The sequence below is a fragment of the Pseudomonas sp. Irchel s3a12 genome (genome assembly GCF_900187485.1).
GTDB classification, from domain to species: domain Bacteria; phylum Pseudomonadota; class Gammaproteobacteria; order Pseudomonadales; family Pseudomonadaceae; genus Aquipseudomonas; species Aquipseudomonas neuropathica.
This window is the reverse complement of the sequence record NZ_FYDN01000022.1, coordinates 13,718-39,998: the sequence shown is the minus strand read 5'-3', so window position 1 is coordinate 39,998 and position 26,281 is coordinate 13,718. Positions and strand designations below refer to the sequence as shown.

General features: G+C 59.1%; 24 protein-coding genes, 1 tRNA gene and 1 pseudogene. 13 read left to right on the top strand and 13 right to left on the bottom strand.

Annotation, left to right across the window (positions count from 1 at the left end; all coding sequences use genetic code 11):
* The first annotated feature begins 267 nt into the window (after nucleotides 1-267).
* A complete protein-coding gene (locus CKW14_RS28075; RefSeq protein WP_095126566.1) occupies nucleotides 268-2,640 on the top strand; it encodes an NERD domain-containing protein/DEAD/DEAH box helicase in 2,373 nt (790 codons plus the stop codon).
* A gap of 119 nt (nucleotides 2,641-2,759) precedes the next feature.
* Here the strand turns inward: CKW14_RS28075 and CKW14_RS30610 are convergent, their stop codons facing one another.
* Nucleotides 2,760-2,999 carry a YceK/YidQ family lipoprotein gene (locus CKW14_RS30610; RefSeq protein WP_095126565.1) on the bottom strand — a complete coding sequence of 80 codons (240 nt, stop codon included), beginning with the start codon at nucleotides 2,997-2,999 and terminating at the stop codon, nucleotides 2,760-2,762.
* A gap of 330 nt (nucleotides 3,000-3,329) precedes the next feature.
* On the opposite strand from CKW14_RS30610, the pseudogene CKW14_RS28065 reads away from it, so the two are divergent.
* Both CKW14_RS28065 and CKW14_RS30295 read left to right on the top strand, forming a co-directional pair.
* Nucleotides 3,330-3,749: pseudogene (locus tag CKW14_RS28065) on the top strand (MFS transporter); the annotation flags it as partial.
* Nucleotides 3,724-3,933, top strand: coding sequence for a hypothetical protein (locus CKW14_RS30295; protein WP_095126564.1), 210 nt, complete (start codon nucleotides 3,724-3,726; stop codon nucleotides 3,931-3,933). The pseudogene CKW14_RS28065 and the gene CKW14_RS30295, both read left to right, overlap by 26 nt.
* Nucleotides 3,934-3,942: 9 nt before the next feature.
* On the opposite strand, the gene CKW14_RS28055 is transcribed toward CKW14_RS30295, so the two are convergent.
* Both CKW14_RS28055 and CKW14_RS28050 read right to left on the bottom strand, forming a co-directional pair.
* On the bottom strand, nucleotides 3,943-4,356 hold the full coding sequence (locus CKW14_RS28055) for a cupin domain-containing protein (RefSeq protein WP_095126563.1): 414 nt from the start codon (nucleotides 4,354-4,356) through the stop codon (nucleotides 3,943-3,945).
* Between the two features lie 123 nt (nucleotides 4,357-4,479).
* Complete coding sequence (locus CKW14_RS28050) at nucleotides 4,480-5,379, bottom strand: transcriptional regulator GcvA (RefSeq protein ID WP_095126562.1); 900 nt, start codon at nucleotides 5,377-5,379, stop codon at nucleotides 4,480-4,482.
* Nucleotides 5,380-5,486: 107 nt separating this feature from the next.
* On the opposite strand from CKW14_RS28050, the gene gstA reads away from it, so the two are divergent.
* From gstA to CKW14_RS28035, 3 genes are all read left to right on the top strand, one after another.
* Nucleotides 5,487-6,098 carry a glutathione transferase GstA gene (gstA, locus tag CKW14_RS28045; protein ID WP_095126561.1) on the top strand — a complete coding sequence of 204 codons (612 nt, stop codon included), beginning with the start codon at nucleotides 5,487-5,489 and terminating at the stop codon, nucleotides 6,096-6,098.
* Nucleotides 6,099-6,184: 86 nt separating this feature from the next.
* Nucleotides 6,185-6,565 (top strand): RidA family protein, encoded by a 381-nt coding sequence (locus CKW14_RS28040; RefSeq protein ID WP_095050673.1) that lies wholly within the window; start codon nucleotides 6,185-6,187, stop codon nucleotides 6,563-6,565.
* 204 nt (nucleotides 6,566-6,769) lie between these two features.
* Complete coding sequence (locus tag CKW14_RS28035; RefSeq protein ID WP_095126560.1) at nucleotides 6,770-8,758, top strand: U32 family peptidase; 1,989 nt, start codon at nucleotides 6,770-6,772, stop codon at nucleotides 8,756-8,758.
* A gap of 113 nt (nucleotides 8,759-8,871) precedes the next feature.
* On the opposite strand, the gene CKW14_RS28030 is transcribed toward CKW14_RS28035, so the two are convergent.
* Nucleotides 8,872-8,946, bottom strand: a tRNA-Gln gene (locus CKW14_RS28030).
* A gap of 320 nt (nucleotides 8,947-9,266) precedes the next feature.
* Between CKW14_RS28030 and CKW14_RS28025 the strand changes: the two genes are divergently transcribed.
* On the top strand, nucleotides 9,267-10,295 hold the full coding sequence (locus tag CKW14_RS28025; RefSeq protein ID WP_095126559.1) for an alpha/beta fold hydrolase: 1,029 nt from the start codon (nucleotides 9,267-9,269) through the stop codon (nucleotides 10,293-10,295).
* A gap of 54 nt (nucleotides 10,296-10,349) precedes the next feature.
* On the opposite strand, the gene CKW14_RS28020 is transcribed toward CKW14_RS28025, so the two are convergent.
* From CKW14_RS28020 to CKW14_RS28000, 5 genes are all read right to left on the bottom strand, one after another.
* Nucleotides 10,350-10,706, bottom strand: a complete 357-nt coding sequence (locus CKW14_RS28020; protein WP_095050670.1) for a DUF6124 family protein — start codon at nucleotides 10,704-10,706, stop codon at nucleotides 10,350-10,352.
* A gap of 119 nt (nucleotides 10,707-10,825) precedes the next feature.
* A complete protein-coding gene (locus tag CKW14_RS28015) occupies nucleotides 10,826-11,191 on the bottom strand; it encodes a DUF6124 family protein (protein WP_095050669.1) in 366 nt (121 codons plus the stop codon).
* Between the two features lie 591 nt (nucleotides 11,192-11,782).
* Nucleotides 11,783-12,808 (bottom strand): GlxA family transcriptional regulator, encoded by a 1,026-nt coding sequence (locus CKW14_RS28010; protein WP_095126558.1) that lies wholly within the window; start codon nucleotides 12,806-12,808, stop codon nucleotides 11,783-11,785.
* 109 nt (nucleotides 12,809-12,917) lie between these two features.
* Nucleotides 12,918-14,078 carry a radical SAM/SPASM domain-containing protein gene (locus CKW14_RS28005; RefSeq protein WP_093433127.1) on the bottom strand — a complete coding sequence of 387 codons (1,161 nt, stop codon included), beginning with the start codon at nucleotides 14,076-14,078 and terminating at the stop codon, nucleotides 12,918-12,920.
* Between the two features lie 124 nt (nucleotides 14,079-14,202).
* Complete coding sequence (locus tag CKW14_RS28000; protein ID WP_095126557.1) at nucleotides 14,203-15,096, bottom strand: LysR family transcriptional regulator; 894 nt, start codon at nucleotides 15,094-15,096, stop codon at nucleotides 14,203-14,205.
* Nucleotides 15,097-15,211: 115 nt separating this feature from the next.
* Here CKW14_RS28000 and CKW14_RS27995 point away from each other — a divergent pair, with 115 nt between their 5' ends.
* The 6 genes from CKW14_RS27995 (at nucleotide 15,212) to phnE (ending at nucleotide 19,782) form a co-directional block, all read left to right on the top strand.
* The gene (locus CKW14_RS27995) at nucleotides 15,212-15,604 is read left to right on the top strand and encodes a RidA family protein (protein WP_095126556.1); all 393 of its coding nucleotides are present in this window, start codon (nucleotides 15,212-15,214) and stop codon (nucleotides 15,602-15,604) included.
* An 89-nt stretch (nucleotides 15,605-15,693) separates the two neighbouring features.
* Complete coding sequence (locus CKW14_RS27990; RefSeq protein WP_095126555.1) at nucleotides 15,694-16,413, top strand: SDR family oxidoreductase; 720 nt, start codon at nucleotides 15,694-15,696, stop codon at nucleotides 16,411-16,413.
* A 129-nt stretch (nucleotides 16,414-16,542) separates the two neighbouring features.
* A complete protein-coding gene (locus CKW14_RS27985) occupies nucleotides 16,543-17,406 on the top strand; it encodes a putative selenate ABC transporter substrate-binding protein (protein ID WP_095126554.1) in 864 nt (287 codons plus the stop codon).
* Entirely contained in the window at nucleotides 17,403-18,200 is a 798-nt protein-coding gene (locus CKW14_RS27980; RefSeq protein ID WP_095049979.1) for a phosphonate ABC transporter ATP-binding protein, read from the top strand. The genes CKW14_RS27985 and CKW14_RS27980 overlap by 4 nt, the downstream gene beginning before the upstream one ends.
* Complete coding sequence (locus CKW14_RS27975; protein WP_095126553.1) at nucleotides 18,194-19,018, top strand: ABC transporter permease; 825 nt, start codon at nucleotides 18,194-18,196, stop codon at nucleotides 19,016-19,018. Before CKW14_RS27980 ends, CKW14_RS27975 begins: the two co-directional genes overlap by 7 nt.
* Nucleotides 19,015-19,782 carry a phosphonate ABC transporter, permease protein PhnE gene (gene phnE / locus CKW14_RS27970; protein WP_095126552.1) on the top strand — a complete coding sequence of 256 codons (768 nt, stop codon included), beginning with the start codon at nucleotides 19,015-19,017 and terminating at the stop codon, nucleotides 19,780-19,782. The genes CKW14_RS27975 and phnE overlap by 4 nt, the downstream gene beginning before the upstream one ends.
* Before the next feature lie 13 nt (nucleotides 19,783-19,795).
* Here the strand turns inward: phnE and CKW14_RS27965 are convergent, their stop codons facing one another.
* The 4 genes from CKW14_RS27965 to CKW14_RS27950 are packed head-to-tail and all read right to left on the bottom strand — an operon-like array spanning nucleotide 19,796 to nucleotide 26,085.
* Nucleotides 19,796-22,711, bottom strand: a complete 2,916-nt coding sequence (locus tag CKW14_RS27965) for a bpX6 domain-containing protein (RefSeq protein WP_095126551.1) — start codon at nucleotides 22,709-22,711, stop codon at nucleotides 19,796-19,798.
* Nucleotides 22,704-24,533: a hypothetical protein gene (locus tag CKW14_RS27960; RefSeq protein ID WP_095126582.1), complete on the bottom strand. Its 1,830-nt coding sequence runs from the start codon at nucleotides 24,531-24,533 to the stop codon at nucleotides 22,704-22,706. The genes CKW14_RS27965 and CKW14_RS27960 overlap by 8 nt, the downstream gene beginning before the upstream one ends.
* Nucleotides 24,533-24,967 carry a hypothetical protein gene (locus tag CKW14_RS27955; RefSeq protein WP_095049975.1) on the bottom strand — a complete coding sequence of 145 codons (435 nt, stop codon included), beginning with the start codon at nucleotides 24,965-24,967 and terminating at the stop codon, nucleotides 24,533-24,535. The genes CKW14_RS27960 and CKW14_RS27955 overlap by 1 nt, the downstream gene beginning before the upstream one ends.
* A complete protein-coding gene (locus CKW14_RS27950; RefSeq protein WP_095049974.1) occupies nucleotides 24,964-26,085 on the bottom strand; it encodes an AAA family ATPase in 1,122 nt (373 codons plus the stop codon). Before CKW14_RS27950 ends, CKW14_RS27955 begins: the two co-directional genes overlap by 4 nt.
* Nucleotides 26,086-26,281 lie beyond the last annotated feature (196 nt).

Here is a 26,281-nt window from a genome sequence, read left to right as displayed (position 1 = left end):
TCGGTCAAACGCGAGCACGTCACCTGAGGTCCTCTAGGTTGAGCAAACACGGCCCCCTTAGCCAGAATAATCGAAGCCTCCCACTACTTCAGGCTCCAAACAACTAAACTGTAGCCGAAGCGAGTCTGGAGCCTTTATGTTTGCAAATCCAAGCTCTCTGAAACGCAGTTATTCGCCTCAGCTCTGCGAAGAGGTGTTTGAACCTACTATGCCCACAAGCCGATAACATACTGAAAACTTTAAACGGACTTAGTATTTCCCTCATCCATGGCCAGATTTTTTCCAGCACTAGACCATGCGGAATTCCGCAGCGAAGGCGAATTCACCCTCTTTCAAGAGCTAGCGGCACTTGACGATGGGTTCGTCGTCATTCACTCGCTACCTTGGCTGCGTGGCAGGACCAAGCGAGTGTACTCGCAGCAGTTGCAGGAATACCTGAAAGTCTCATTGGACAGGAAGCACCTGTCCGGCGAGGTGGACTTTGTGATCCTGCATGCAGATCTTGGCATGCTTTGTATTGAGACGAAGTCGGGGACGTATCAGCCCTCAGGGGTTCGATTCATTCACGAGCGTGACAAATACGAAATCGATCCCCTGAATCAGGTCAAGGACAATGCTTTCGTCCTAGTAGGGATGTTGCAGTCGTGGCAAATGAAGTGCCCTGTAGGATACGCAGTACACTTCCCAGACTTCGATCTTGAGCGCTCGAAGATCGCCAGTGCGTATGTGCCGTTCGATCGGCAACTGCCCGACGGCATTCTAATCTTGCGCAAGCATCGTCAGGATATGCCCGCGCGCATCATGCAGTTAATGGTGCACTGGAAGTCCGCACTGAACTATGGCAGCCAAGACAACTTCAGCCATGAAATTGAACAATTCCTCGATTTAGTCTGGCCGCAGGAGATGCAAGAAGGGGCTCTTGGCCGCAAAATCGTTGCGGACGGCCAGTTGTGGCTTCAATTAGACAAGAAACAGGCAAATCAAGTAGCGTCGTGCGTCAATTCTGATCTCAGACTGATCGCTGGGTTCTCGGGTAGTGGCAAGACGTTGATCGCACGTTCTCTTGCAGAGCAGCTTGTTGCGCGGGGCCTCAAAGTACTCGTTCTTTTAAAAAACCGTAAGATTACGAACAAGGTGGCCTCTCAATTGAGCCAACTCGGCCGGGCGGTTACGGTTCAAACCTTCCACTCCTACTGCGAATCCCTAGGTACTCGTAATCAAAAAAGTAGCAACGGCGAGCTCAACTATGACGAGCACCACCAAGCCTTGCTTGGTACAGTGGACAATCAGTACGCGGGGTTAATCGTTGATGAGGCCCAAGCGCTCAATGAGGCCGATCACTTGGCACTGCGCGACCATTTCGCCAACGCGCGTAAGTTCGTTTTTGCTGACGAGCTCCAGGTACTTCCCGGTATCGAAAAGGGCTGTTCTTATCAGTTCCTGGAGGAAACTTATGGCGAGCGATTCTTCTATCTGGCGACGGTCTACCGAAATCCCGGAGTCATCACTCAGACGATGATGGAGATACTACCACCACGACATGAGGTGAACTGCCCTCGTCCGGTATCCGTAGATGACTTTTTCAGAAGCATTACCTGGGATGTCTCCAAGACACTCAAGACCATGATGACCGATCTTTTTAAAGCGGGTGTCATGAAGGAGGACTTGATTGTCCCAAGCCAGTTCTCCTCGTCGCTTGAAGGTATCGATGTTCCACGCTCAACGATCTCGGCGTATCGCGGCATGGAGACGGCAATCGTCATCGTTATCGCGGGGTTCGAAATGGACGACGTCACATTGGCTTGCGCTCTAGGGCGGGCTACCACTCGAGCTTATATCATCGTGCCTGTCGAACTGCTCGTGGGTCAGAAAAGCGTAAAGTCAGATTTCCTACGTAAAGGCTTGGAAAAGATAGATCGCACGTCAGTGCTGGAGAAGGACTCCCGTGTTTTGGCACCACGATTTATCGTCAACAGGATGGAGAAATACGCAGGTACTGTTGGAAGACACGAGGTCTTTGGCGAAGCATTCGCTTATGCAAGCCAATGGAAACGATGGGTATATCAAGGCGGCGCTAAGTGGAGCAGTCGCGGTGTTCAGCTTTGGGGCTGGTGGGTCTCACTAACGACAGGCCTTCCTATCAATGGCATTGACTCTGTGCGTAATGAGTTGACGGAGGGATCTCTCAAGCACTGCAAAGAATGCGTAACGATGACACCACATAACATGTACGGCATGTGTCTTAGTTGCCCCGCCGCCCCATTGGACCAGCTCGTTGTCTCTGAGATCGTCCTGCAGGCATCTCAAATGGGAGACAAACAGTCAAATTTACGATGGCAGTCTTTGATTAACGTGGCGGTACTGATCGGCAATTTCCAGTTTCCGCGTTCTAATGACAGTGTGTATGGAATTATTGAATTCCCAGTCCTATTCCTCGCCACCACGATCGTCGAATTCCGGATGCGCAACGAGGCTGCAGTCGCCACAAAATCCCAAGTAGTGCATTGGCTGCAAGAAGTACTGGTAGCCCGCGAACTGAACGTTTCCATCGAGATTCTCGCGCGCAGCACGATTAATAGCCTCTGCGCACAGAAATTGATGGTGAAGATCGAAACCGGAACGTACCGGCTAAGCGAATAAACTCCAGAGGTTATAGTAATGCTCGAACGTCCGTTCTTGGCCGTTTTCTGCCTGTCACTTCGCCGAATGCGGGTTGAGCCCCGGGCAGAGCAAACCTCAACACGATCGCCAACAGCAGCTTAGAGATTGCAGCTGTATTGATATTCGATGGGAAAAAAGACCGTGTCGACTACCAAGGAAAATGGCGCGTCGATCAGTAAAAATGGAATCAGTTTTCCTTTGGATGTGCCTACCAACCACCAGTCAAACCGAATACCGATGTAGGGGCAACGGTGCTTGTCATAATCCATACGCATGGCGGTTGCCATACACCCACTCAGACTGGCTGCCAGCACTAGTAGAATCGCCTTTCGAACCACGTAATGTCCTTATTACTTCTTTGCGCAGACTTGCATAGACGCTGTTGTACAGAATGGGTCACCCCACCTGCGACAGCCCCGTACCTGTTTACTCCCGATCAACCGTTGAATTGCCACGCTGTTTGCCGAGAAGCCTGCACATAATGCCAAGTACCCGTGTCGCGAAACCCGGCGCGGCATAGTTGTGGCGGGCGTTGTCATTGAATCCGGAATCACGAATTTTCGACTGAGCGCCAACAGAGATCATCTATCCCGGAACACGTAGTATCCAGAAGGTGACGCCAGACCGTCGACAAAAAGGAGCTTCGTTTTGCGCAAGGACTACCTGGCCTTTTTTACCTCGCTGTTTCTGTCACGGCTGGCAGATCAGATACTGCTGTTCATTGTGCCGTTGGCGGTATCGCCGCGGGTACCCTCATCAGTGCACTGAGTCCGAATCTGGCCGGCTATGTGCTTGGGTTCCTGCTGATCGTCGGCTTCGACAAGATGTTCAACATCTACATGCGCAGCATCCGTCAGCGGGTGATTCCGGCCAAGGACTTCGGCAAGACCGTGGGCGTGATCACCTTGCTCAATAATCTCTCGCAACCTTTGGCGGGGTTGCTGGTGGCGCTGCTGGCCTCAAGCCTGGGTACGCAAGGAGTGATCCTGATTCTGGCCGTGCTGACTATGCTGTTGGGCGCCGCAGCGGTATGGTGGTTTGCCGTCAGCAGAGGAACCCTGAATGCCGAAGAAACCACCGGCCCCTGAACACAAAGCCACCGCCGCAGACATTGAGCGTTCGATCCAGGCCTTAAACAAAATGGCCGAGCGCCTCTGGGGCGAAGGTCGCGAAGCCGAGGCCAAAGCGCTTCTCGATGCCCTTGACGCGTTGAACCGAGCGCTGGACCGAATCAGGATTGGCGAAAGTCGCCGAGCGGCGACGCTCCATTGAATCGCGGACCTACGGCTTGAGAATCAGCACCGGTTCACCCTTTTTGACGATGTAAGTCGCCAGCTCCGACCCCTTGTCCGTACCCACGTTCTTGGCCACATGCGTCACCCCTTGCGGAATGAACAGCGAATCCCCCGCCTTCAACGTCACCGGCGCCCTGCCCTCCAGTTGATATTCGAACGTGCCGCTGATCACGTAAGCGACCTCGACACCCGGGTGTGCATGCCTAGGCGAAGTCACGCCCGGTTCGAAATCGACTCGCGCCTGAATCACTTCGCGCTCGGCAGCACCGAGGTCCTCGCGCACCAGATCGGTCCGGCTCAACCCTTGTTGCCAGCTCTTGGCTGGCGCGTCAGCCGCGTGGGCGACGCCGATGATTGAAGCGAGTAGCGCAGCGCTGGCCAGTAACAATGGACGATGCATGATGTTGCCCTCTCAAACGCAGTGGTGGTGTGACCGCTACTTTGGGAGTCGCGTGTATGGCTGATGTGTCGTAAACCCCGGGTTTATTGTTCGCGTGTGTCTGCGCGGCAACTTGATACACGCTTATACAAAAGTGTCTTTGCCCGGTGACAGTGCCAACAGCCATGTCCTGAACGCCACGATCTTCTTCGATTGCGCCGTTTCATGGGGCGCTACCAGATAAAAGCCGAGTTCATCCTCAAGGCGCAGATCGAAGGGAGCCACCAGACGGCCGGCCCGCAGATCGTCCTCGACATAGGTTGAACGGCCAATGCACACACCCTGCCCGTCAACCGCTGCCTGTACCGCCATCATCGCCAGGTCAAAGGTCAGGCGCGGGCCTTCTGCTAGTTGCGCCGGCTGGCCCTCGGCACGCAACCAGGCGCTCCAGTCACCGGCCGTCGCGCCACTGACTTGCAACAATGCGTGATTGGCCAGGTCTGCGGGCGTTCGCAACGTTTTCGCCAATGCCGGACTGCATACCGGGAAAATATCATCGGACATCAGAAAATCGCCACACAACCCCTTCCAGTCGCCGCGCCCATAACGGATCGCCGCATCAATCGTGCCCTTGCGAAAGTCGACCAGCTTAGTGGCCGCACTGATTCGCACATCAATAGCGGGAAACGCCTGCTGAAAGGACGGCAAACGCGGCAACAACCACTTCGATGCAAACGACACCAGCGTACTGATCGTCAGCACGCTTTTATCGCGAGACGCGAGCAACTGCTCAGTCGAATACCGCAGTTCATGAAACGCTGCACGCACACCCGGCAAATAGGCGTGCCCGTCCTCGCTCAGCACCAACCCCTCGTTGAGCCGCAAAAACAGTGGCCCGCCCAGCTCGGCTTCGAGTCGGCGAATCTGGTGACTGACAGCGGTCTGGGTGACATTGAGTTCTTCGGCAGCCTTGGTGAAGCTCATGTGCCTGGCGACCGCTTCAAAGGCGCGCAAGCCATTCAGCGAGGGAAGTCGGACCGTCATGGTTCTGAGTGCTCATGAGATTTTGTCATACGCTAGCACCGTAAATGACCTTTGCGAAAGCCGCTTCGGCAATGGAATCTGGCGCTCTCTCTCAGCAAGGAAGTGCCATGAAACTGTATTTTGCGCCCATGACCTGTTCGCTTTCCCCGCACATTGTGCTGCGAGAACTGGGTTTGCCGTTCGAACTGGTTCGCGTCAACAACCAGAGTAAACGCACCGCCGATGGCCATGACTTTCGCGAGATCAATCCGAAGGGCTACGTTGCAGCGCTGGTTCTGGATAACGGCGAGGTACTGACGGAAGGGCCGGCGATCCTGCAGTTTCTGGTCGATCAGGTGCCCGGCAACACGCTGGCGCCACCCTTGGGTTTATGGGAGCGCACGCGCTTGCAGGAACATCTGAACTTCATCAGTACGGAAATTCACGGGGGCAGTGCACCGCTGTTCAATGCGCAGATCCCGGAATCGGTCAAAACGATTTTCCGCCACACACTGTTCAAGCGCCTCGACTACCTGAATCAGCAACTGTCGGCTCGGGACTATCTGATGGACAAATTCGGTGTCGCCGATGCTTATCTGTTCACCGTGCTGAAGTGGCTGCCGACCTTTGCCATCGACATACAAGACTGGCCGGCACTTGCCAGCTACATGCAGCGCATCGGCGCCCGCCCCTGCGTTCTTGCAGCCATCGCGGCGGAAGCGGCGACGCAGCCGGTCTGACCGGCCTCTGTTGCCACGGAGCGGGCCATGTCGACGCTGTATCTGTAAACTGCGGCCATCTTCACTCGCTCAATCAAAGGATCAGCATGGCTAACCAAGACATCACCTTCACTCCCGATCCGGACGCCGACTCGATTTCCTCGGACGTCGCTACGTTCAACGGCATCATGGTTTCCACCCAGATTCCAACCCGTGCCGACGGCAGTCTGGAACTGGGCGATATCACCGCGCAAAGCGAATGCACCCTGCAAGCGCTGAAAGTTGCGCTGGAACGTGCCGGCAGCTCGATGGATCGGGTGATGCACCTGACCATTTACCTCACCGACATGGCTGATCGCGCCGCGTTCAACGAGGTTTACAAGCGTTTCTTCGCCAAGCCTTGGCCGGTGCGTGCGGCAGTAGGTGTGGCGTCGCTGGCCGTTGAAGGCATGCGCGTAGAAGTCACCGCGATGGCGGCCAAGGCCTGACACACCACCCCAGCCCCTGTAGGAGCTGTCGAGTGAAACGAGGCTGCGATCTTTTGATCTGAGCTTCAAGATCAAAAGATCGCAGCGTGCCGCAGCTCCTACAGGTCCGGAGTGGAAGTTCACCATCGGGCAGCACAGGCGTGCCGGGCGCGCATTTCACGGGTAGAATGCGCGCCTAACCGTGACAGCCTGACTAAAAAAACTATGTCCTTGCCCAAGCATCACCTGGAATTGCTCAGCCCTGCCCGCGATGTCGCCATCGCCCGTGAGGCGATCCTGCACGGCGCCGACGCCGTGTACATCGGCGGCCCGAGCTTCGGCGCGCGCCACAACGCCTGCAACGAAGTCAGCGAAATCGCCGAGCTGGTGGAATTCGCCCGCAAGTATCACGCGCGAATTTTCACCACCATCAACACCATCCTGCACGACAACGAACTGGAGCCGGCCCGCAAGCTGATCCATCAGTTGTACGACGCTGGCGTCGATGCGCTGATCGTTCAGGATCTGGGCGTGATGGAGCTGGACATTCCGCCGATCGAACTGCACGCCTCGACCCAGACCGACATCCGCACCCTTGAGCGGGCGAAGTTCCTCGATCAGGCCGGTTTCTCGCAACTGGTATTGGCCCGCGAGCTGAACCTGCAGGAAATCCGCGCCATCGCCGACGAAACCGACGCCGCCATCGAGTTCTTCATCCATGGCGCGTTGTGCGTGGCCTTCTCCGGCCAGTGCAACATCTCCCACGCGCAGACCGGGCGCAGCGCCAACCGTGGCGACTGCTCGCAAGCCTGCCGTTTGCCGTACACCCTCAAAGATGAAAAGGGTGGCGTGATCGCCTACGAAAAACACCTGCTGTCGATGAAAGACAACAACCAGAGCGCCAACATCCGCGCCCTGGTTGAAGCCGGTGTGCGCTCGTTCAAGATCGAAGGTCGCTACAAGGACATGGGCTATGTGAAGAACATCACCGCCTATTACCGCCAGCGCCTCGACGACGTGCTCGAAGACCGCCCGGACCTGGCCCGCGCGTCCAGCGGTCGCACCGCGCACTTCTTCCTGCCTGACCCGGAAAAAACCTTCCACCGTGGCAGCACCGACTACTTCGTCACCGATCGCAAGATCGACATTGGCGCTTTCGACTCGCCGACCTTCACCGGTCTGCCGGTTGGCACCGTCGAGAAAGTCGGCAAACGCGACATGCAGGTTGTCACCCAAGAGCCGCTGTCCAACGGCGATGGTTTGAACGTGCTGGTCAAACGCGAAGTGGTCGGTTTCCGCGCCAACATCGCCGAAGCCAAAGGCGAGTTCGAAGAAGACGGCGAGAAGCGCTACCGCTACCGCGTCGAACCGAACGAAATGCCGGAAGGCCTGTACAAGCTGCGCCCGAACCACCCGTTGAATCGCAACCTCGATCACAACTGGCAACAGGCACTGCAGAAGACCTCTTCAGAGCGTCGCGTGGCCCTGAGCTGGGTCGCACGCCTGCGTGAAGAGCAACTGGAAGTCACCGCCACCAGTGAAGAAGGCATCAGCGCCAGCGTCACCCTCGCCGGTCCGTTCGGTGTGGCCAACAAGCCTGAGCAAGCGCTGGAACAATTGCGCGATCTGCTCGGCCAGCTCGGCACCACGCAGTACCACGCCACCGACATCAAACTGGATGCGCCACAGGCGTTCTTCATCCCCAACTCGCAGCTCAAGTCCCTGCGTCGTGAAGTGATCGAAGCCCTGACTGCCGCCCGTGTCGCTGCGCATCCGCGTGGCGGCCGTAAAGCCGAAACCAGCCCGCCACCGGTGTACCCGGATTCGCACCTGACCTTCCTCGCCAACGTTTACAACCAAAAGGCGCGCGACTTCTACCACCGTCACGGCGTGAAGCTGATCGACGCCGCGTACGAGGCTCACGAAGAACCGGGCGAAGTGCCGGTGATGATCACCAAGCACTGCCTGCGTTTCTCCTTCAACCTGTGCCCGAAACAGGCCAAAGGCGTGACCGGCGTACGCACCAAAGTCGCACCGATGCAGTTGATCCACGGTGATGAAGTGCTGACGCTGAAGTTCGATTGCAAGCCGTGCGAAATGCACATCATCGGCAAGATGAAAGGCCACATCCTCAACCTGCCGCAACCGGGCAGCGTGGTCGGCCACATCAGCCCCGAAGACCTGATGAAAACCATCCAGCGCGCACCGCACTGAGTGGATGACGTGCGCGGTGCTTCGGCGCCGCGCACGCCTGCCCTGCACCACCGGGCCAAATCGCAGGCATAAAAAAACGCCAACTTCTTGCGAAGTTGGCGTTTTTTCGAATATGGCAGGGGCGGCTGGATTCGAACCAACGCATGGCAGGATCAAAACCTGCTGCCTTACCGCTTGGCGACGCCCCTACTGCTCTTTCCAGCTACTCCGTTAGTTTCGCTGTGAGAACGGGGCGCAATTTACCAAGGTTTTTTGGCTTTGGGAAGCGCGAAGTGAAATATTTTTTGTTTTAAAACAGCGACTTAATATTTTGGCCTGAGTCAGGTCCAGGGGGAGTCGGTTTCGCCGCCGTGTATCACACTGTGTACGCCCCCCCACCGCGACACATCGACTTTCAACAAAGCCGTTCTTCGACACAGGCCAGATACGTCTCCGCGCTCAAATGCACTCAAGGTTTCAGGTGTTCATTCAGAACCCTTGGCCAAAGGCTCGCAAAGGAGACGTCACCATGAAGATGGCACTGCACACCCGCAAAACTGCATTCGGCTGGTCGATTCTGGCTGTGGCGCTGCTCGGCGCTTTTGGCAGCGCTCAGGCGCAAATCGCTGAACCGGCCGCCGTCAGCTATTCCGCGCCCTCACCCTTCGGCCCGCTCAAACATGTGAAGGCCGGCGTGCTCGACGTCGCCTACGCCGAAACCGGCCCCGCGAATGGCCCGGTGGTGATCCTGTTGCACGGCTGGCCCTACGACATTCACAGCTACGACGAAGTCGCGCCGCTGCTCGCGGCCAAGGGTTATCGGGTGTTGATGCCGTATGCGCGCGGTTATGGCGATACGCAGTTCCTCTCCAAAGACACCTTGCGCAATGGTCAACCAGCGGCGCTGGCCAGTGACGTCATCGACTTCATGGACGCGTTGAAAATCAAGCAAGCGGTGCTAGGCGGCTATGACTGGGGCGCGCGTTCGGCGGACATCGTTTCGGCACTGTGGCCGGAACGCGTGAAGGCATTAGTTTCGGTCAGCGGTTATCTGATCGGCAATCAGGCCGCTGGGCAAAACCCGCTGCCGCCCAAGGCTGAATTGCAGTGGTGGTATCAGTTCTACTTCGCTACCGACCGTGGTCGTGCCGGTTACGAGAAAAACACTCACGACTTTGCCAAGCTGATCTGGCAACTGGCCTCGCCGCAGTGGAAATTTGACGACGCCACGTTCGATCGCAGTGCCAAAGCGCTGGAGAACCCCGATCACGTCGACATCACCGTGTTCAACTACCGCTGGCGTTTAGGCCTGGTTCAGGGTGAAGCGAAATACGCCGCGCTGGAACAGAAGCTCGCTACCGCGCCGTCGATCAACGTGCCGACCATTACCCTCGAAGGCGATGCCAACGGCGCGCCGCACCCGGCGCCGGAGGATTACGCCAAGCGTTTTACCGGCAAGTATCAGTTCCGCTTGATCAATGGCGGGATCGGGCACAACTTGCCGCAGGAAGATCCGCAGGCGTTTGCCAAGGCTGTGATTGATGCGGATCACCTGTAGTAGCAAAAAAGCAGTCAGCCGCAATGGCTGACTGCTGATCCTTAACGTGTGCAACTACTCGGTTGGTACAACCAGATCCAACGCCTTATTCACCGCCAACTCCCCCAACATGACCACTTGCGCTATGCCCAACAGGGTATGACGGTTTGATCCCTCCAGCACGCCGGCAAAATTGCCGAGCATCACCGAGGCGGACGCCAACGACCCGCAAGCATTGGTCAGCAACGACTCGGTGTCTGCTTGCGGGTTGGCCATGAACAGAGCGTTGGGCGTATAGGGTTCGGCCATGATCGCGGCAGGCAACAGGTAATGGTCGAGCGCACGCTCTGCCGCTTCGTGCAGCTTTCTTGAATTGGGCGAGGCGTACGGCGATACCAGGTCAGTGACCTGTGGTTCGGGTGGCTGGGACATCAGCTGAAACTCCAGACAAGAACCGTTTGCGGCTCTTTGATAGAAGGCGTGAAGCGCCGCGAGCGCGGACGCTTCCGTGCAAATGAGGGCGCGAGCGCCCTCACCCATCTGCATCGCGACTAGTGCGGCAAGCGCTGGTTGTCCAGAACTCGGCCGACCACCAGCTCGCTGAGCATGATCACCTGTTGCAGGATCAGCATCTTTTTGCGCTGTGAAGGGTCAATCGAATCGGCGAGATCTCGGGCCATGTCAGTGGCGGAGGACAAGGTTTCAGTGGCTTCGACGAGCAGGGTTTCGTTATCCACTGTGGGGTCGATGAGGTAGATCTTGCCGGTTTTGCGGGTGGGTATTGAGGTCTTCAGCGCGGAGGGGTTGAGGTAGAAATTGATCGCGCGGTCGGTGGCCTCTTTGATGTTTTGAGGTTCGAGCGCGGCGTCGTAGGGGATTGGATCGGTTTCTGGCGGGTTTGGCGTAATTTTGAACATAGATGACACTCGCTTAGCAAAAAATAAGGAGCCATCACTCACGCTACCAAACGAGGTGGTGACCATTGCGCAGGTTGGTAGACCGGTCTAAGCGAGTAACCCCCGGCGCTCCCGAAGGAGCCCCACGCATGGCCACCATATAAAACCGAGCCCCGAAAAGAGACTGCATATAGCGGCGCATAACGCTTAGAAAACGGGCTACCAAACCCGATCACTGTTTTGCAGTGACAGGGAAACGATACAGCCCGCCTCAAGGCGCGTAAGCCGGCGGATTCTGGCGTACGCGTAGGCAACGGCGCAAGGTGTTGTAGCCGTTATGGCGTAACAGTGCGTGTAATTAAACGTGTGTGGGTGCTGGTGTTTAAAAGCCCCTCACCCTAGCCCTCTCCCAGAGGGAGAGGGGACCGACCGAGGGGTTTGGGGGAGGTACGCCGACGTGGGATATCGCGGTGAATTCTGGTGAGGAAGCGGTTAGTGCAGCCTACCAATTCCCTTACCCTCTCCCAGAGGGAGAGGGAACTGACCGAGGGGTTTGGGGGAGGTACGCCGACGTGGGATTCCGAGGAGAATTCAGGTGGGTGACGGCTTGGGTTATTTGACCAGGCGTTTTTCTTTTGATGGGCGATAGCCGAAATACGAGCTGTAGCACTTGCTGAAATGGCTCGGCGAGACGAAGCCGCACGCGACCAGCACTTCCACTTGTGAAAGCTCAGTGTGCTGCAACAACCGTCGCGCTTCGGTGATGCGCAATTCCAGGTAATAGCGCTGCGGCGTGGTGCCCAGTTGTTCCTTGAAAAGACGTTCCAACTGACGACGAGAACGGCCGGCATACACCGCCAGTTGCTCCAGCTCCAGCGGCTCCTCCAGATTGGCGTCCATCAGCTTCACCACTTCACGCAGCGGCGCACTGACGCAGATGTTTTCGTCTGGTTTGATGCGCCGGTAACGCGACTCCTCGAAGGCTAGGATGTCTTCGATCCCTTCGACCAGGGCTTTGCCGTGCAGGCTTTTGATCCAGTCCAATGCCATGTGGAAAGCGCCGGACGGACTCGATGCAGTGAGCCGGTCGCGGTCGATCACGTAAGGCTCACTGCTGACGTGGGTGGTTTTGGCGATTTCAGTCAGCGCCGGGCGATGTTCCGGGTGGATCGCGCAGCGATAGCCGTCGAGCAATCCGGCGCGGCCGAGGAACCACGAACCGTTCCACAACCCGGCGAGGCTGATGCCCCGCTCCGCTGCAACCTGAAGCAAATGAATAAACTCCTCACTCGCCCGCAACTCGGTGCGATACCCGCCACACACCACCAGCAGATCCAGTTGCTGAAGCGCGGCTGAATCCAGACGTGCGTCAGGGCGGATGACCAGCCCCAGATCACTGATGACTTCGCCGTCACCCAAGCCAAACGTGCGCGACGAAAACAACCCCGGACGCAACAGGTTGGTGGTGACAACCGTGTCCAGCGCTTGGGTAAACGCCGGTAGCGAAAAGTGTTCGAGCAGCAGAAAACCGGTGCGGGTCAAGCGCGGGTCATCCGCGCTTTGCTCATTCAGATAGCGGAGGTTTTTCCCCTTCATGCCTCCGCTGAATTGGCGTCGTTCGATCAAGTTCGGGTCCATCGGTCATGTTGTTGTGCGCCGATAGTTGGCTTGATCGGTCAAAGAGTCAATCACGCCGGTGAATGGCGAACAGTTTCAGTGGGGGGTTGTCCGCCAATCCATCTCTGACTCAAACAGCCGAGAAAACCCCGGCGCCTAAACGCCCCTCGAGACGCCCACACAGCACGTAGTGCTGATAGCCGCTGGAGAACGATCCCTGGGAAATCGCGATCCTGACATCGTCATTCAATCGAAGGTACTGGGCTTCATCAAAGTTTTCTGCGCTGACTTCGCCCGCACGCCCGAGACGCTCGCTGTCCACCGTGAGACCCTGGCTGGCGAAGTGCTCGAAATCGATGATGCGATTCACCGCGTGCCGCTCCAGCACACCCTGATTGGGATGCATCGAGTAGATATGCAGGCCTTTATTGGCGCAGCGGTCGCACATGTCGACACAGTTTTTCTGCGTCGATTTACGCCGCGTCAGCTCTTCAAGCGGCATGTCGAGGTACTTGCCAACCTGATACTCGGTCTGATTGAAGATCGTGCAGCAAAGCACCGTGTTGCCATTGCAGTCGATGACCAGCCAGTCATCCTTGAGCGTGCACGCCATCTTGGGAAATTGCTGGATGACGTTGACGAGATCGTCGTACGGCGGCAATGCGAGGCGTTTCAGGGTGTCAATGTCCGTAGCCGTGACAGACGGGTCACGCTCGACAATGGCCAGTGTCTTCTCCAGCGGCATCATCACCGAATACCCGGTGGTGAAGATGAAGCCAAGACGCTCACTGAACGCGCGCATCAGTGATTCTTCTTCGATGTTATCCAGGTAGCGGTGATAGTAAACATCCACACGGGTTCTCAGACCCAGGCGCTGTTTGATCTCCTGCAGGGCGATCATGTTTTGTTTTACAACTTCGATATCGCCGCCGACATGGCCCTTTTCGTAGGTCTCCTGGTAAAAACCCGAGAGCGAAATACGGAAGTAACTCGGCTCGGCCATCAGGGCCTTTTCCATATTCTTGGCGAGATTAAGGTTGGTGCTGATACCGCTGCCCATGCCGGCAGCATTGATGATCTCGATAAATTCGCCAATTTTTGGATGAATCAGCGGCTCGGTCCAGTTATAGAGGTAGATGGTGTCGACGCCCTCTGTCTTGGCCTTATCGACAATCTGCTTGAACATGTCGAGCTGCATGGCTTTTTTGAAATTGAGATTTTCCGAGTTGCCCATTGGGCAAGACGGGCAGCTCAGATTGCACGCACCGACGATATCGATGTACATATTCATGCGGGTGAAGCTCCTAGAATTGAAAGCCATGCATCTCATCACTACGGGCTTTCAAGTCGCCTGATTGTGTTGGTATTTTGACGGCACTGGCACAGCAGCTAGCAATAACTGCACCACAATGCTTCTACGCCATTAACTCAACGACCCAATCGATGAACACGCGCAATTTCAGGCTGACATGCCGGTTCGGCGGATAAGCAATGTAGAGCGGCATCGGCACAAGTTTCCAGTCTTCGAACAGCGGCACCAGCTCGCCACGCGCTTGATGGGCGGCAGACATGTATTTGGGTAACCACAGCACGCCCATGCCCGCCAGACCTGCCGCGAGATAAGCGTTGCCGTCATCGACTGCCAATACGTGCCGTCCCTTGATTTGCAGGTTTTCAGTGGCGTTGTGCAAGGCATATGGCACCGGTTTGCCGGTGCGTGCCCAGAGAAAACCGACCACGCGATGGTGGCTGTCTTCCAGGTCTCTCGGGTGCGCGGGAATGCCCGCGCGCGCCAGGTATTGCGGTGCGGCAAACACCCCCAACTGCAGATCGGCGACCTTGCGTGCCATCAGCGACAGGTCCATGAGTTCGCCGCCGCGCACCACGCAATCGACGTTCTCATCAATGATGTCGACGATACGGTCACTGACGCCCATGTCGATCTGAATATCCGGATAACGCGCGTGAAACTCAGGCAGGGCCGGCACCAGAATCAACCGTGCGAGCGGACTCGGGACGTCCACTCGCAGCCGGCCCGAAGGTGATGCCGCCGCGCCGGGCAGGCTGGTTTCGGCATCATCGAGGTCGGCGAGCAAGCGGATCACGCGTTGGTAATACACCGCGCCATCGGCGGTGACGTTGACCTTGCGCGTGGTGCGATTGAGCAACTTCACCCGCAGGCGCGCCTCCAGTTGCTGAACCAGTTGGGTCACGGTGGTCTTGCTCATGTGCAAGGTTTCCGCCGCTTTGGTGAAACTCCCCGCCTCGACCACCCGGGCGAAGGCCTGCATTGCGTCAAAACGGTCCAAGGTGCGCCCTCGATTGTTTGGATTTCACAAACAGTGAACGCCAAGCTTGCGCGTTTATCGCTGGCCTGCAAATACCTACAGTGGCTCCATCAACTCAAATGAAGGAGACACTTCCATGACTCAGCGCGATGTTGTTTTTCCATCCGCACGCCGCACGCTTTACGAACGCCACCGTTACTCGCCCGCCATTCGCTCCAACGGTTTTCTGTTTGTTTCGGGACAGGTCGGCAGCACCGAGGACGGCACGCCAGAGCCGGACCTGAAAAATCAGGTGCGTCAGGCGTTCACTAACCTCAATGCAATCCTTGCAGAGGCCGGTGCCAGCTTCGATGACGTGGTCGATGTCACCGTATTCATCGTTGACCCCCAGTCGAAATTCGAGACGATCTGGGATGTGGTGCTGACCGAGTTCTGGGGCGAGGCGCCGCATCCGACGGTGACGGCGGTTGGTGTGACGTGGCTGTATGGGTTTGATTTCGAGATCAAGGTGATTGCCAGGTTGCCGTAAATATCCGGACACACCCATTCGTTTGCCATTTCAGAGGTCGTCTGTTTGCATGCTGCCCCACATCAGCATTCAGATCAGGGAGAGGATCGATGAACATTTTGGTGGTGGGTGCCAGTAAAGGCTTGGGCCGAGCTTTTATCGAAGGCTTGGGTAACGCGGGAGACACGCTGATTGGTGTGTCCCGCACGCGTCCCGAAGGTTTGGTGTGCGAGGCAGAGCATCCAGTACGCTGGGTGGAAGCCGATCTGATGAACCCGGCCAAAGCCGCGCACGCCATCGAGCATGCGGTCGTCGACGATGGGCTGGATACGCTGATCTACAACCTCGGTATCTGGGAAGAGTCGGCTTTCGATCCAGCCTATGACTTTCTCGACAGTCCGGACGACGAATTGCAAGCCATCGTCAGTTGCAACATCAGCGCAACAATCCTGCTGATCAAACGCCTGCTTCCGCTTCTGCTGAAAAGCCCCCACCCCAGAATCATCCTCACCGGATCGACTTCAGGCCTGCCGCAAAGCGGGCGTCCGGAAGTCGCCTTCGGCGCCTCCAAATTCGCCCTGCGCGGGATTGCCGATACGCTGCGCGAAGGCTACCGACAGCAGCGTCTGGCGGTGACTTGCCTGAATCTGGGGTATCTCAACACCGAGGATCGGCTGAGCACGCCGCGAGATCTGGCTGCGCAGCGTGGCGAGGGTCAGCTGATTCCAGTTCACGATGTCGTTCAGGTGGTGCGCATGATTCTGAGTCTGTCTTCGGCCAGCTACGTCAAGGAGCTCACCCTGCCGGCAATACTCGACGAACGCTTTTGACCATTCCTGCCCTGATGGCGCTGGCCTTTACGCGTGCGAATACGTATAACCTCGCCGATTCGTCTACCCTCACGTAGCGCCCTGGTTCAGCTCTTCACACTTTTTGACGCTCACGAAACGGAGAATTCCATGCTCAAACGAACACTGGCACTGACCGCCGGCCTGGCCCTGTCCTTTTCTGCATTCATGGCCCAAGCGGCCGACGTGTTGCGCGTCAGCGCGATTCCCGATGAAGCCCCGACCGAGTTGCTGCGCAAGTTCGAACCGCTGGGTGCTTATCTGGAACAACAACTGGGCATGAAAGTGCAGTTCGTCCCGGTGGCGGACTACCCGGCAGTGGTTGAAGCACTCGCGACCGATCGCCTCGACATGGCCTGGCTCGGCGGTTTCACTTTTGTGCAGGCACGTTTGAAAACTGACGCAACGACGCCAGTAATCCCGTTGGTACAACGCGAACAGGATGCACAGTTCACCAGCAAATTCATCACCGCTGACCCGAATGTGCATAGCCTCGCCGACTTGAAGGGCAAGACCTTCGCCTTCGGTTCGGTGTCGTCGACCTCCGGCAGCCTGATGCCGCGTTACTTCATGCTGAAAAACGACAACATCAAGCCTGAGGGCTATTTCAGCCGTGTCGCCTACTCCGGCGCCCACGACGCCACCGTGGCCTGGGTGCAGGCTGGCAAGGTTGACGCCGGTGTGCTGAACGCCAGTGTCTGGCAGAAACTGGTCGACGCCGGCAAGGTCGACACCAACAAAGTGAAAGTCTTCGCCACCACCCCGACCTACTTCGATTACAACTGGACCGTGCGCGGCACCCTCGACCCGGCGCTCGCGGCGAAGATCAAAAAAGCCTTCCTTGATCTGGACCCGGCCAACCCTGAGCAGAAGAAGATTCTAGATCTGCAGGCCGCCAGCCGCTTCATCGAGACCAAACCCGAGAACTACAAGGGCATCGAGGAAGCCGCCCGCGCCGCCGAACTGCTGAAATGACCCTACGCCTCAAACAAGGCAGCCTGCGCCACGCCAATGGAGTCGACGCCCTGCGCGGTGTCGACTTGCAGATTGGCGTTGGTGAACAGGTCGCCATCATTGGCCCGTCCGGGGCCGGTAAGTCGAGTTTGCTCAACCTGCTGGCCACCGCCCTGCGGCCCAGCAGCGGCGAGATTGAAGTGCTCGGCGAACGCGCCTGGCACTTGTCTGCCCGCCAGCGTCAGCGTCTGCGCGCGCGGATCGGCCTGGTGCATCAGGCGCCGCCGTTGCCGCCGCGTCAGCGCGTGGTCACCGCCGTGCTGGCCGGCAAGCTGGGGCAGTGGAGTCTGGGTAAAAGTCTTTTGAACCTGTTGCATCCGCTGGATGTGGCCGGTGCGCGCGCGGCGTTGGCGCGACTGGACCTGGGCGACAAACTGTTCGCCCATTGCCAGCAATTGTCTGGCGGCCAGTTGCAACGCGTCGGTATCGCCCGCGTGTTGTATCAGGCGCCGGAAATCCTCTTGGCCGACGAACCGGTGTCAGCCATGGACCCGGTCATGGCCGGGCACACGCTGTCGATCCTCTCGCGGCATGCTCGCGAACATAACGTAACGCTGGTGGCGAGCCTGCATGCGGTGGATCTAGCGCTGTCGCACTTCCCGCGAATCATCGGTCTGCGCGACGGGCAGATTCTGTTCGACAGCCCTTCTGATCGCGTCACCCCGGAAATGCTCGACGCGCTTTACGCCAATGAAAAACTGCAATCACCGACCATTGCGGTGGCACCTCTGACTGTGCAGATTCCACGATGCTGAAAGCCGATTCACGCGATCCCGCCGCATGGCCGCGTCTGCTGCTGACGTTGCTGGCGATTGCTTTGCTGTGGCCGGGCATTCAGCTCAGCGAGCTGAATCTGGGCGTATTGCTCCCCGACAGCCAGAATGAAATGGGCGGTTTTGTCGCGCAATTCTGGCCACCGGCGCACGACGAAGCGTTTCTGCAGTTACTGTTCAAAGCCACCCTGCAAACTCTGGCCATCGCCACCGCCGGCATGGCTTTGGCGCTGGTGTTGGCGATACCGGCGGGCCTGGTCGCCAGTCGTGCGCTGTCGCTGTCTGCCGCGTCACGCGGTGGCGTGCCGAGCCGACTGGGGCGTCTGTTGCGCTGGCCGGTGCGCGGACTGTTGATTTTCCTGCGCAGCGTGCCGGAAATCGTCTGGGCGCTGCTGTTTGTGCGCGCCGTAGGGTTGGGGCCGGCGGCCGGTGTGCTGGCCATCGCCATCACCTACAGCGGCATGCTCGGCAAAGTCTATGCGGAGATTTTTGAATCGACCGATCAGCGTCCGGCGCACGCACTGTTGCAGGCTGGCAGCGGCCGTCTGGCGGCGTTTGCTTACGGCACGTTGCCCAACGTCGGGTCAGAACTGCTCTCGTACACGGTCTATCGCTGGGAATGCGCGATCCGCGCGTCAGTGGTGATGGGGTTTGTCGGCGCCGGCGGCCTGGGTCAGCAGATCGACCTGTCGATCCGCATGTTCGCCGGCGGTGAGGTCGCCAGTATCCTGCTGTGCTTCCTGGTGTTGGTATTGGCCGCCGACCAACTCAGCCGCTTGCTGCGCTGGAGGCTGACATGAATCGTCTGATCAACTTGCTGCTGATCGCCGGCATTGCGCTGGCGGTCATCGCGTCCTTCACTTATCTGGGGCTCGATCTGGGCGAGGTGGGCAGCACCACCAGCCTCAAGCAGATGGGCGCGTATGTGCAGCGTTTTCTCAGCCCCGACTTGAGCGCGGATTACCTCAAAGCAATTTTCCACGGATCGTTGGAAACGTTGGCGATGTCGGCCCTCGGCACCCTGCTCGCCGCCGTGTTCGGCATCGTTCTCGCCCTGCCCGCCGCCGGACGGTTCGGCTGGCCGCTGCAAAGCGCCTCGCGCCTGCTGCTCAATGCCTTGCGGGCGATTCCGGAACTGGTCTGGGCCGCGCTGATGGTGCTCGCCGCCGGCCTCGGCCCGAACGCCGGTACCCTCGCCCTCGCCCTGCACACCACTGGGGTGCTCGGTCGTTTGTTCGCCGAAGCGCTGGAAAATACCCCGCCACAACCGGCCGAAGCCATTCGTTTACAGGGCGGCAATCCGCTCCTCGCCTTTTGCTACGGCACGCTGCCGAACCTTGCGCCGCAACTGCTCGCCTACGTTCTGTACCGCTGGGAAAACAACATCCGCATGGCCAGCGTGCTCGGCTTTGTCGGCGCTGGCGGATTGGGGCAGATGCTCTATGTGAGCCTCAGCCTGTTTCAGGAAGCGCAAGCCAGCACGGTGATTCTGGCGATGCTGGTGCTGGTGTTTGTGGTCGACTGGTTGAGTGCCTGGAGCCGGCAACGCTGGGTCAAAGCGTAGGCCGGCTCACCACTCAGTTCAGCGAAAGGTTGTGTTGCGTGACATTGTCCATATTGAAATGGCTCAAGCGTCCCTGATCATCAAACAGCAGGAAATCGCTACCGACACAACGTACCCGCACACCCTGTCGAGGCCATTGCAGTGTCGCAACGAGGCGGTTGCTGGTCCTGGCGATGAAGTGCCAGCGCATGTCGTGGTCGTTGATCAGGTAACCGATCAGCCGGCAGTGCTCATGCAAATGCACTTCCACCAACTCATCATGGTCTTGCTCGAAGTCACAATCCGGCAGGCTGTAGTTGTTGCAATCAGTCCCACCACCGAACACCAGAACCGAAACCTCGTCGCTTTCACGCTCCACACGCATGAACTCCAATCGCCCGTCAGCGCTGAGCAAGTACTGCTGGTCGATACCCAACGCAGGCACCGGCATTCGCTTCATCAGTCGTCGCTCAGGTAACCGGTAGTGCCACAACTCCAGGCCCGCTTGCGCATCACTCAACCATACAGATTCGTTGCACGCGTCATCCTTCATGCCAATGACCTCTCCGGGCAAATCGCTCACGTGCCACAGGGTTTCGAATCCACGATCGACATCCACCACCCGCAGTTGTCGCCCACGGCCGATGGTCCAGTTCGAACCGTTGAATGTGCGGCTGAACGCACTGAACATCTGCACGCCGAGATCCGTTGCGACGCGCGTGACCAGATCCACTTTGCTGATACGCCATACTTCATTGCGCCGAGCGACAAGCAATGCGACCTGCCGCCCATGGGCCAGAACGATGTATTGCGCAGGCATTGCGAATTGGTAGAGCGTGTTGCCATGCGCATCGACCACCACTGCGCCGGCCTCGCCCAATGCCAGCAAGTAGCGCTGATCGGTTAGCGGCACGGCGTCCCGGATCATTCGGCTGCCCATGTCCGGCGCAGTCCATTGCAGGGGTTCGCTGCCGGTGACCTGCGTGTAGGGTGCAGGTCGTGCGGGCAGTTGCTGCGGCAGGTCGGCCTGCAATAGTTTGTCCTTGCTCATGCTGACCAGTGCCTGCAACTGCAGCAGAGACAAACGCCCCTGCCCGCCCACCTGATCGGCAATAATCGCGTGGACGGTGGCGCTCGCCAACCAGGCCAACTCGGTGGCGTGCGCCTTGTGCTGCAACAGGCTTTCGGCCAGTGCCGCCCGCTCGGCGTAGCGGGCAGGATCATCACGCAATTGCTCGACCTGATCGGCGTACGCGAACAAGGTGTCGGGGAGCAGAATTGCCCGTTTCACCAGCGCTCCAAGTGCCAGGCTGCCACCGGCCATTTCGGCATTCAACAACCATTGCGTGGCGCGCTCGCGCTCTGCCAGCAGCGGCCAGACAACCTCGACGGCTTGCAACCAAAGGCCTTTGCGTGCCAAGGATTCGGCCCACTCCAGACGCAGGCGCTCGGCGTATAACGGCCATTTGTCCTGGAGCAACGCCACAGCATCAGCGAAGGCTTCATCGCGCCGCGCCACCAGCAAGGCGCGTTGCCAGTTACCGGCCAGGCACAGCAGACGCACGATGGTCGCAGCGGGCATGTCCCAGGCCAGCGCGAGGTCGGCGGCCTGTTGTTGGCGGCCGTGTTTTTCCAGATAGTCGAGCGCCTCCTGCTGCACCTTGAGCAGTTCGGCGAGGACGAACACCGCCTCCTCTATCCGGCCTTCACGGTCGAGCCGCTGGAAGGTCTGGCGGTAGATCTGGCGCAGATGCCCCTCGACGTCTTGCTCGAAGACCATCGAGCGGGCGAGCCCCTGGTGCTGGCTGATCGACAGATCCTGACGCCGCTGTGGGGTGCCGAATGACTGCTCACCTCTGTGCTCGCCACCGCCCAGCGGAATCGCATGGCGCAGCGCCTCTTCATAATCGCCGTTCTCGAACATCTCGAACATGCGCTGCATATAGGCTGCCTGACGCCTGCCGTACAGCGCAGACAGCCGCGAGTGCCGGGTCAGGCGCGTCACCCAGCGACGCCACAGCGCTGGTTTATGTTGGTGTGGCCGCGCCCGCGGCGCAATGTCTGCGGCCGAGTGGGTCGGCGCACCCGGCAATGGCAACGGCACCGACGCCACGCGCCGCAACAGATGACGCAACCCGAACAGCAACAGGGTCAACGCGACCCCGGCAATCAGCGTGCCCACCACGACAGCACCGATCTGCACCGACAGCGATGTCGCCGGCGCGGGCGTCACGGCGTTCACCTCGGTGTGCCGGCCCTGAGCGCCCATCCAGAACACCGCCACCAGCAACACCAGCGTCACACTGAGTTTCAGCCACGGCAGAGGCGCGTCATCAGGCACTGTCCAGCCGGCGCTCGCCGGTGATACGGCGGCATCGGGCGATACCTGCGGCGCCTTCTGCTGACGCGCGATCAGCGCTTGCAGAGTCTTTTGCTGCTCGGGGCTGACCGGTTTCAGGTTTTTGCCAAGAATCTCGCGCACATCGCTGGTGACTTCCAACGGCTCGAGCACTGGCGGCGGCAATACGTTGCGACAGTCATAGGTGTCGAGCAACGTCACGCCACTGATATCAATCCACTCACCCGGCGCCAACACGTCGGCATCGCGCAGATGCAGAGCACTGACATGGCTGCCGCGCACCAGCCAGAGATCGGCGGCCGGCAGATCGCGCATTTCCTGCGGGTCGAGTACGGCTGAACACAGCGTCTTGCCCTGACGAATCAACGGCCAGCCGAGCAAGGTCTCGCACTGCACGGTCAGTGGCTGAGCAAAGCGCAGCAGATCACCATCGGCGAAACGGTAAGCGCTGGCAGCGGTCTGCCAATGCTCGATGATCAACCGCTCGCGTTCGTGCTGGGCGAAACGTTCAGCGGCAAACCACAGGCCCTCAATGCGCTGGTGACCGCTCAAGACCGGGCGGCGGATCAACGCCGCGGCGTTTTCAAGCATGGCTGTCGTCCTTGTTTTTCGGCTGTTCATTACAAAACACCTGCAAACGCAGGAGGCGCTGCGGCACCGCGTACACCAGCAGTTCGCGGGCGCTGGTCAGCACAGCCACCAGACCACTCAACGGACAGAAGCTGACCTTGGCAATCACCTCGCTGGTGGTGAACAACGTCTCCATGTCATCGCCGTGCCAGAGGGCGATGGCCTGCTGACCGGGGCTGATCATCAACAGCAAGTAACACTCGTTGTCGTCTTGCAGCAGACCGATACCTTTCCAGCCGCGGGCCAGATCGATGCATTGCGCCGCTGATGGTAAGTCATTGGCCGAGTACACACGCCAGCTCTCACAGTCGTTTTTCATCGTGAGCAATGCACAGCCGCCGAACGCGCTGCGCCCGCGCTGAATGCCGGCAAACAGCACCTGGCTGACGCCTTCGGCAAGGCCCAATCCATACGGTTGCTTCGCCCCGGTGTCCAGACGCACAGGATGGGCGAACAACCGACCGCCTGAACGACATACATAGACCATCGCATCACCGGCCATCTTGGCCATGGCGATCACATCGGTCGCCAGGCGATGGGTCTGGCGGGTTTCCGGGGCGGCGATATTTTTGTCCCTTTTCACGGTCCAGTAGGCCAGATGCCCTTGAGTATCGAGCAGATACAATCGCCTTTCAGAGCGACTATGCAAACCGACCGCAGGGAGGAAGTTGCCCGTGCCCGGCGGCAGCTTCAACTCCTCCGGGCCCGGTTTATCCACCGGATTCAGACCGGGAATACTCCAGAATGTCAGTTGCAAAGGGTCGCTCATGACCGCCCCGATGGCGCCCCCAAAAAACAGCGCCGTCAGCGGCGTACGTCCTGCGCTCCAGAGGTTACGACGAACTTCCAATGGTTTTTTCTGGTATTGCGCCGGTAGCTTGATCACCACCATGCCGGGCTCATCGAGCATTTTCAGCGCGACATGGCTGCCGGAGCTGGAAATCACCGGCTGTAGCGTCAGCGACACCCGCGGCACACAACCTTTGGCCGTCGGCGCAGCCTTGACGATTTCGCCCTCAAACTGCCCTTTGAGCAGTTGCAGGGCCGCACGCTCAGCGGGCATCGGTAATAGCACGCGACGGGTGTCCGTTGCCTGCAAGTGCACAGACAGGCTGCAACCATCAAGACTTCGCGCGATTTGCACGCGATGGCTGCAAGTCTGCCGGTCTGTTGCCGGCAGACGTTGCCCCACCAGCCAGCATTCGCCGACCGGCATTGACGCGCTATGCAGCCAACTGCGCCACGCCTGCCAATGCGCATCGCTCACCGTGGAGAAGGTCCGTGCACCGAGCAATCGTTTGAGCTGCGCCGCCGAATCGACCTCATGCAAGGCTGGCTCCTGCTGCAAAATGCCCCAACGCAGTTCGGCACCCGCCTCTTTCGCGCGACGTGCCAGCAGGATCACCAGCGCCATGTGCACCAAGCGTGCGGCGCCCAGTTGCAACGGCCCGGCATCGAACAGCACGACAATCCGGCGACTGGCTTGCTGCGCGCGATATTGCGGCGCGAGGAACAGATGTTCGCCCACGGCCGCGCGGCGCAGAAACTCGTCGGGCACTTCGTCGGCCAGCAGCCATTCGCTGGTCAGCAGCCGGTCATACGGCCCGCGCCTCTGTAAATCGCCCAAGCCATCGGGCTCGGGCACGCCGCCCTGTTGCACACCGCGCAGCGGGCCCAGTACCGGGTTGAGCCGTCCAAGCAGATCGGCGAAAAGCGGCAGTTGTTCTGGGGCGAACCACTCCAGCCATTCGCGCCACGGTTGCAGAGATTCAGGTAACTGCATCAGCGCCCCGCCCAAAAATCGTCAATTCGCTGCAAATGTTCTGCGCTCACCGGCAATTGCCGATCGAGCGGTACCACCGCCGATGGATCACGCCACAGCAGCAGCGGCGCCCGCGAGAAGCGGTGCGACAACGCGTGCGCCAGCAGGTCGGTCGGTACATCCGGCTCCCAACTGGTGGGTAACCAAAGCCCGGGCGCACGCTCGTCCATCGCCGCATAGGCAACGCCATCGACCCACGGCAGATCCGCCGCCGCGCCGCTCACCAGCAGCACGTCGCGATTGGCGGTGGCATGCAGGCGCGTGGCCTGTTCATCCGGTATCGCCAGCAATCGCGCATGCAGACGCCGGGCGGCTTCGCCCCACGCCACGGCAGCCTGCGGCGCCACTGCCACCGGCCGCGAGCGCCAGCGCCAACTCAGCGCTTTGCCATTCATGCGGCAGTCGTCAGCAAACGGGCGAGTTGGCCGCGAACGTCGTGCAACGTCGCCGGGATGGTCAGGTCGTTGAAGTTGGCGTCGATCTCACGCAGCAGCCCCTCCAGCAAGGCACCGGCCGGCGGTTCAGTGCGCGCCAGATAATCCTCGGCGGTTTCCAGCAGGCGGCTGACCCGCGACATCGGCTGCAGGGTCGCCTCCTCCACCGCGCTGAACAGATGGCGGTTGCTCGACTGGGTGAACATCTCGCGGAGCACCTCGCGGCCGTGCTGCTGGGTTTCCTTGGTTGGCAACACATACAGCAGCGGCCACAGATCGGCGGCACTGGCCTCCACTCGACCACCGAGCAACGCGGCGGCAGCGATCAGGCGCTGGGACTTGACGATGCGTCGATCCGACAACTGAATGCCGGCCTCACGCAAGCGGCGAATGGCTTGGGCCAGCGCCGGGCGCACGGAGCTCAGGTCAACGCTCTTCAGAGCCTGACCCAGAGTGTCGAGCTGGCTCAGACCGAGCAACTGTTGAACCGGGCGTTGCTCGGACTGCCAGCCGCCGGCGAGCATCGCTTCCAGCTGATTGTCCGGCACAGACTCGACAAACAGGTGCAGCAGGAAGCGGTCACCAAACGCCGCCAACGCTTCATCGTCGGGCAAGCCGTTGGAGGCGCCGACGCAGACCCGCAGCGGGCACTGAATCTGCGTATGCCCACGCCGGAAGCGCCGCTCGTTAAGCACGCCAAGGAGCGTGTTGAGAATGGCCGTCGAACCGAGAAACACCTCATCGAGGAAAACGATATCGGCTTCAGGCAGCATGCCGCTGACGTCAGTTTCCACCGTGCCTTCGCGAAGCTTTTTCAGGTCGACCGCGCCGAACAGTTCCGAAGGTTCGGTAAACCGCCCCAGCAGATACTCGAAATAGCGCCCGCCCATCGATTGCGCAACCCGGCGCACGACTGCACTTTTCGCGGTGCCTGGTGGGCCGATGACCAGAATATGCTCCTGTGCCACGGCGGCCAGAACAATCAGTTCGGCCAACTGCTCACGCCCCACAAGACCTTCGGTGGCGACGCGTACGGCCTGACGGATTTGCGCGGCAGCGCTCTGCAATGAAGCACTCATGGGCATCTTCCCTGAAAAATGAATTCTGATTGGGCTGGTCGGCAGGTATCGGCCGCCGGCGAGTGATCTTTAATCGCCACTACGGTCAAGTTCGCGAGTGGATATCTGACAAAAGCTGATTATGCTTCAGGAAACCTTGCAGCGATGCGAGGCGGTCAGACTGTGCAAGTTTCACGCGGGAGCAATGGCGGCATAT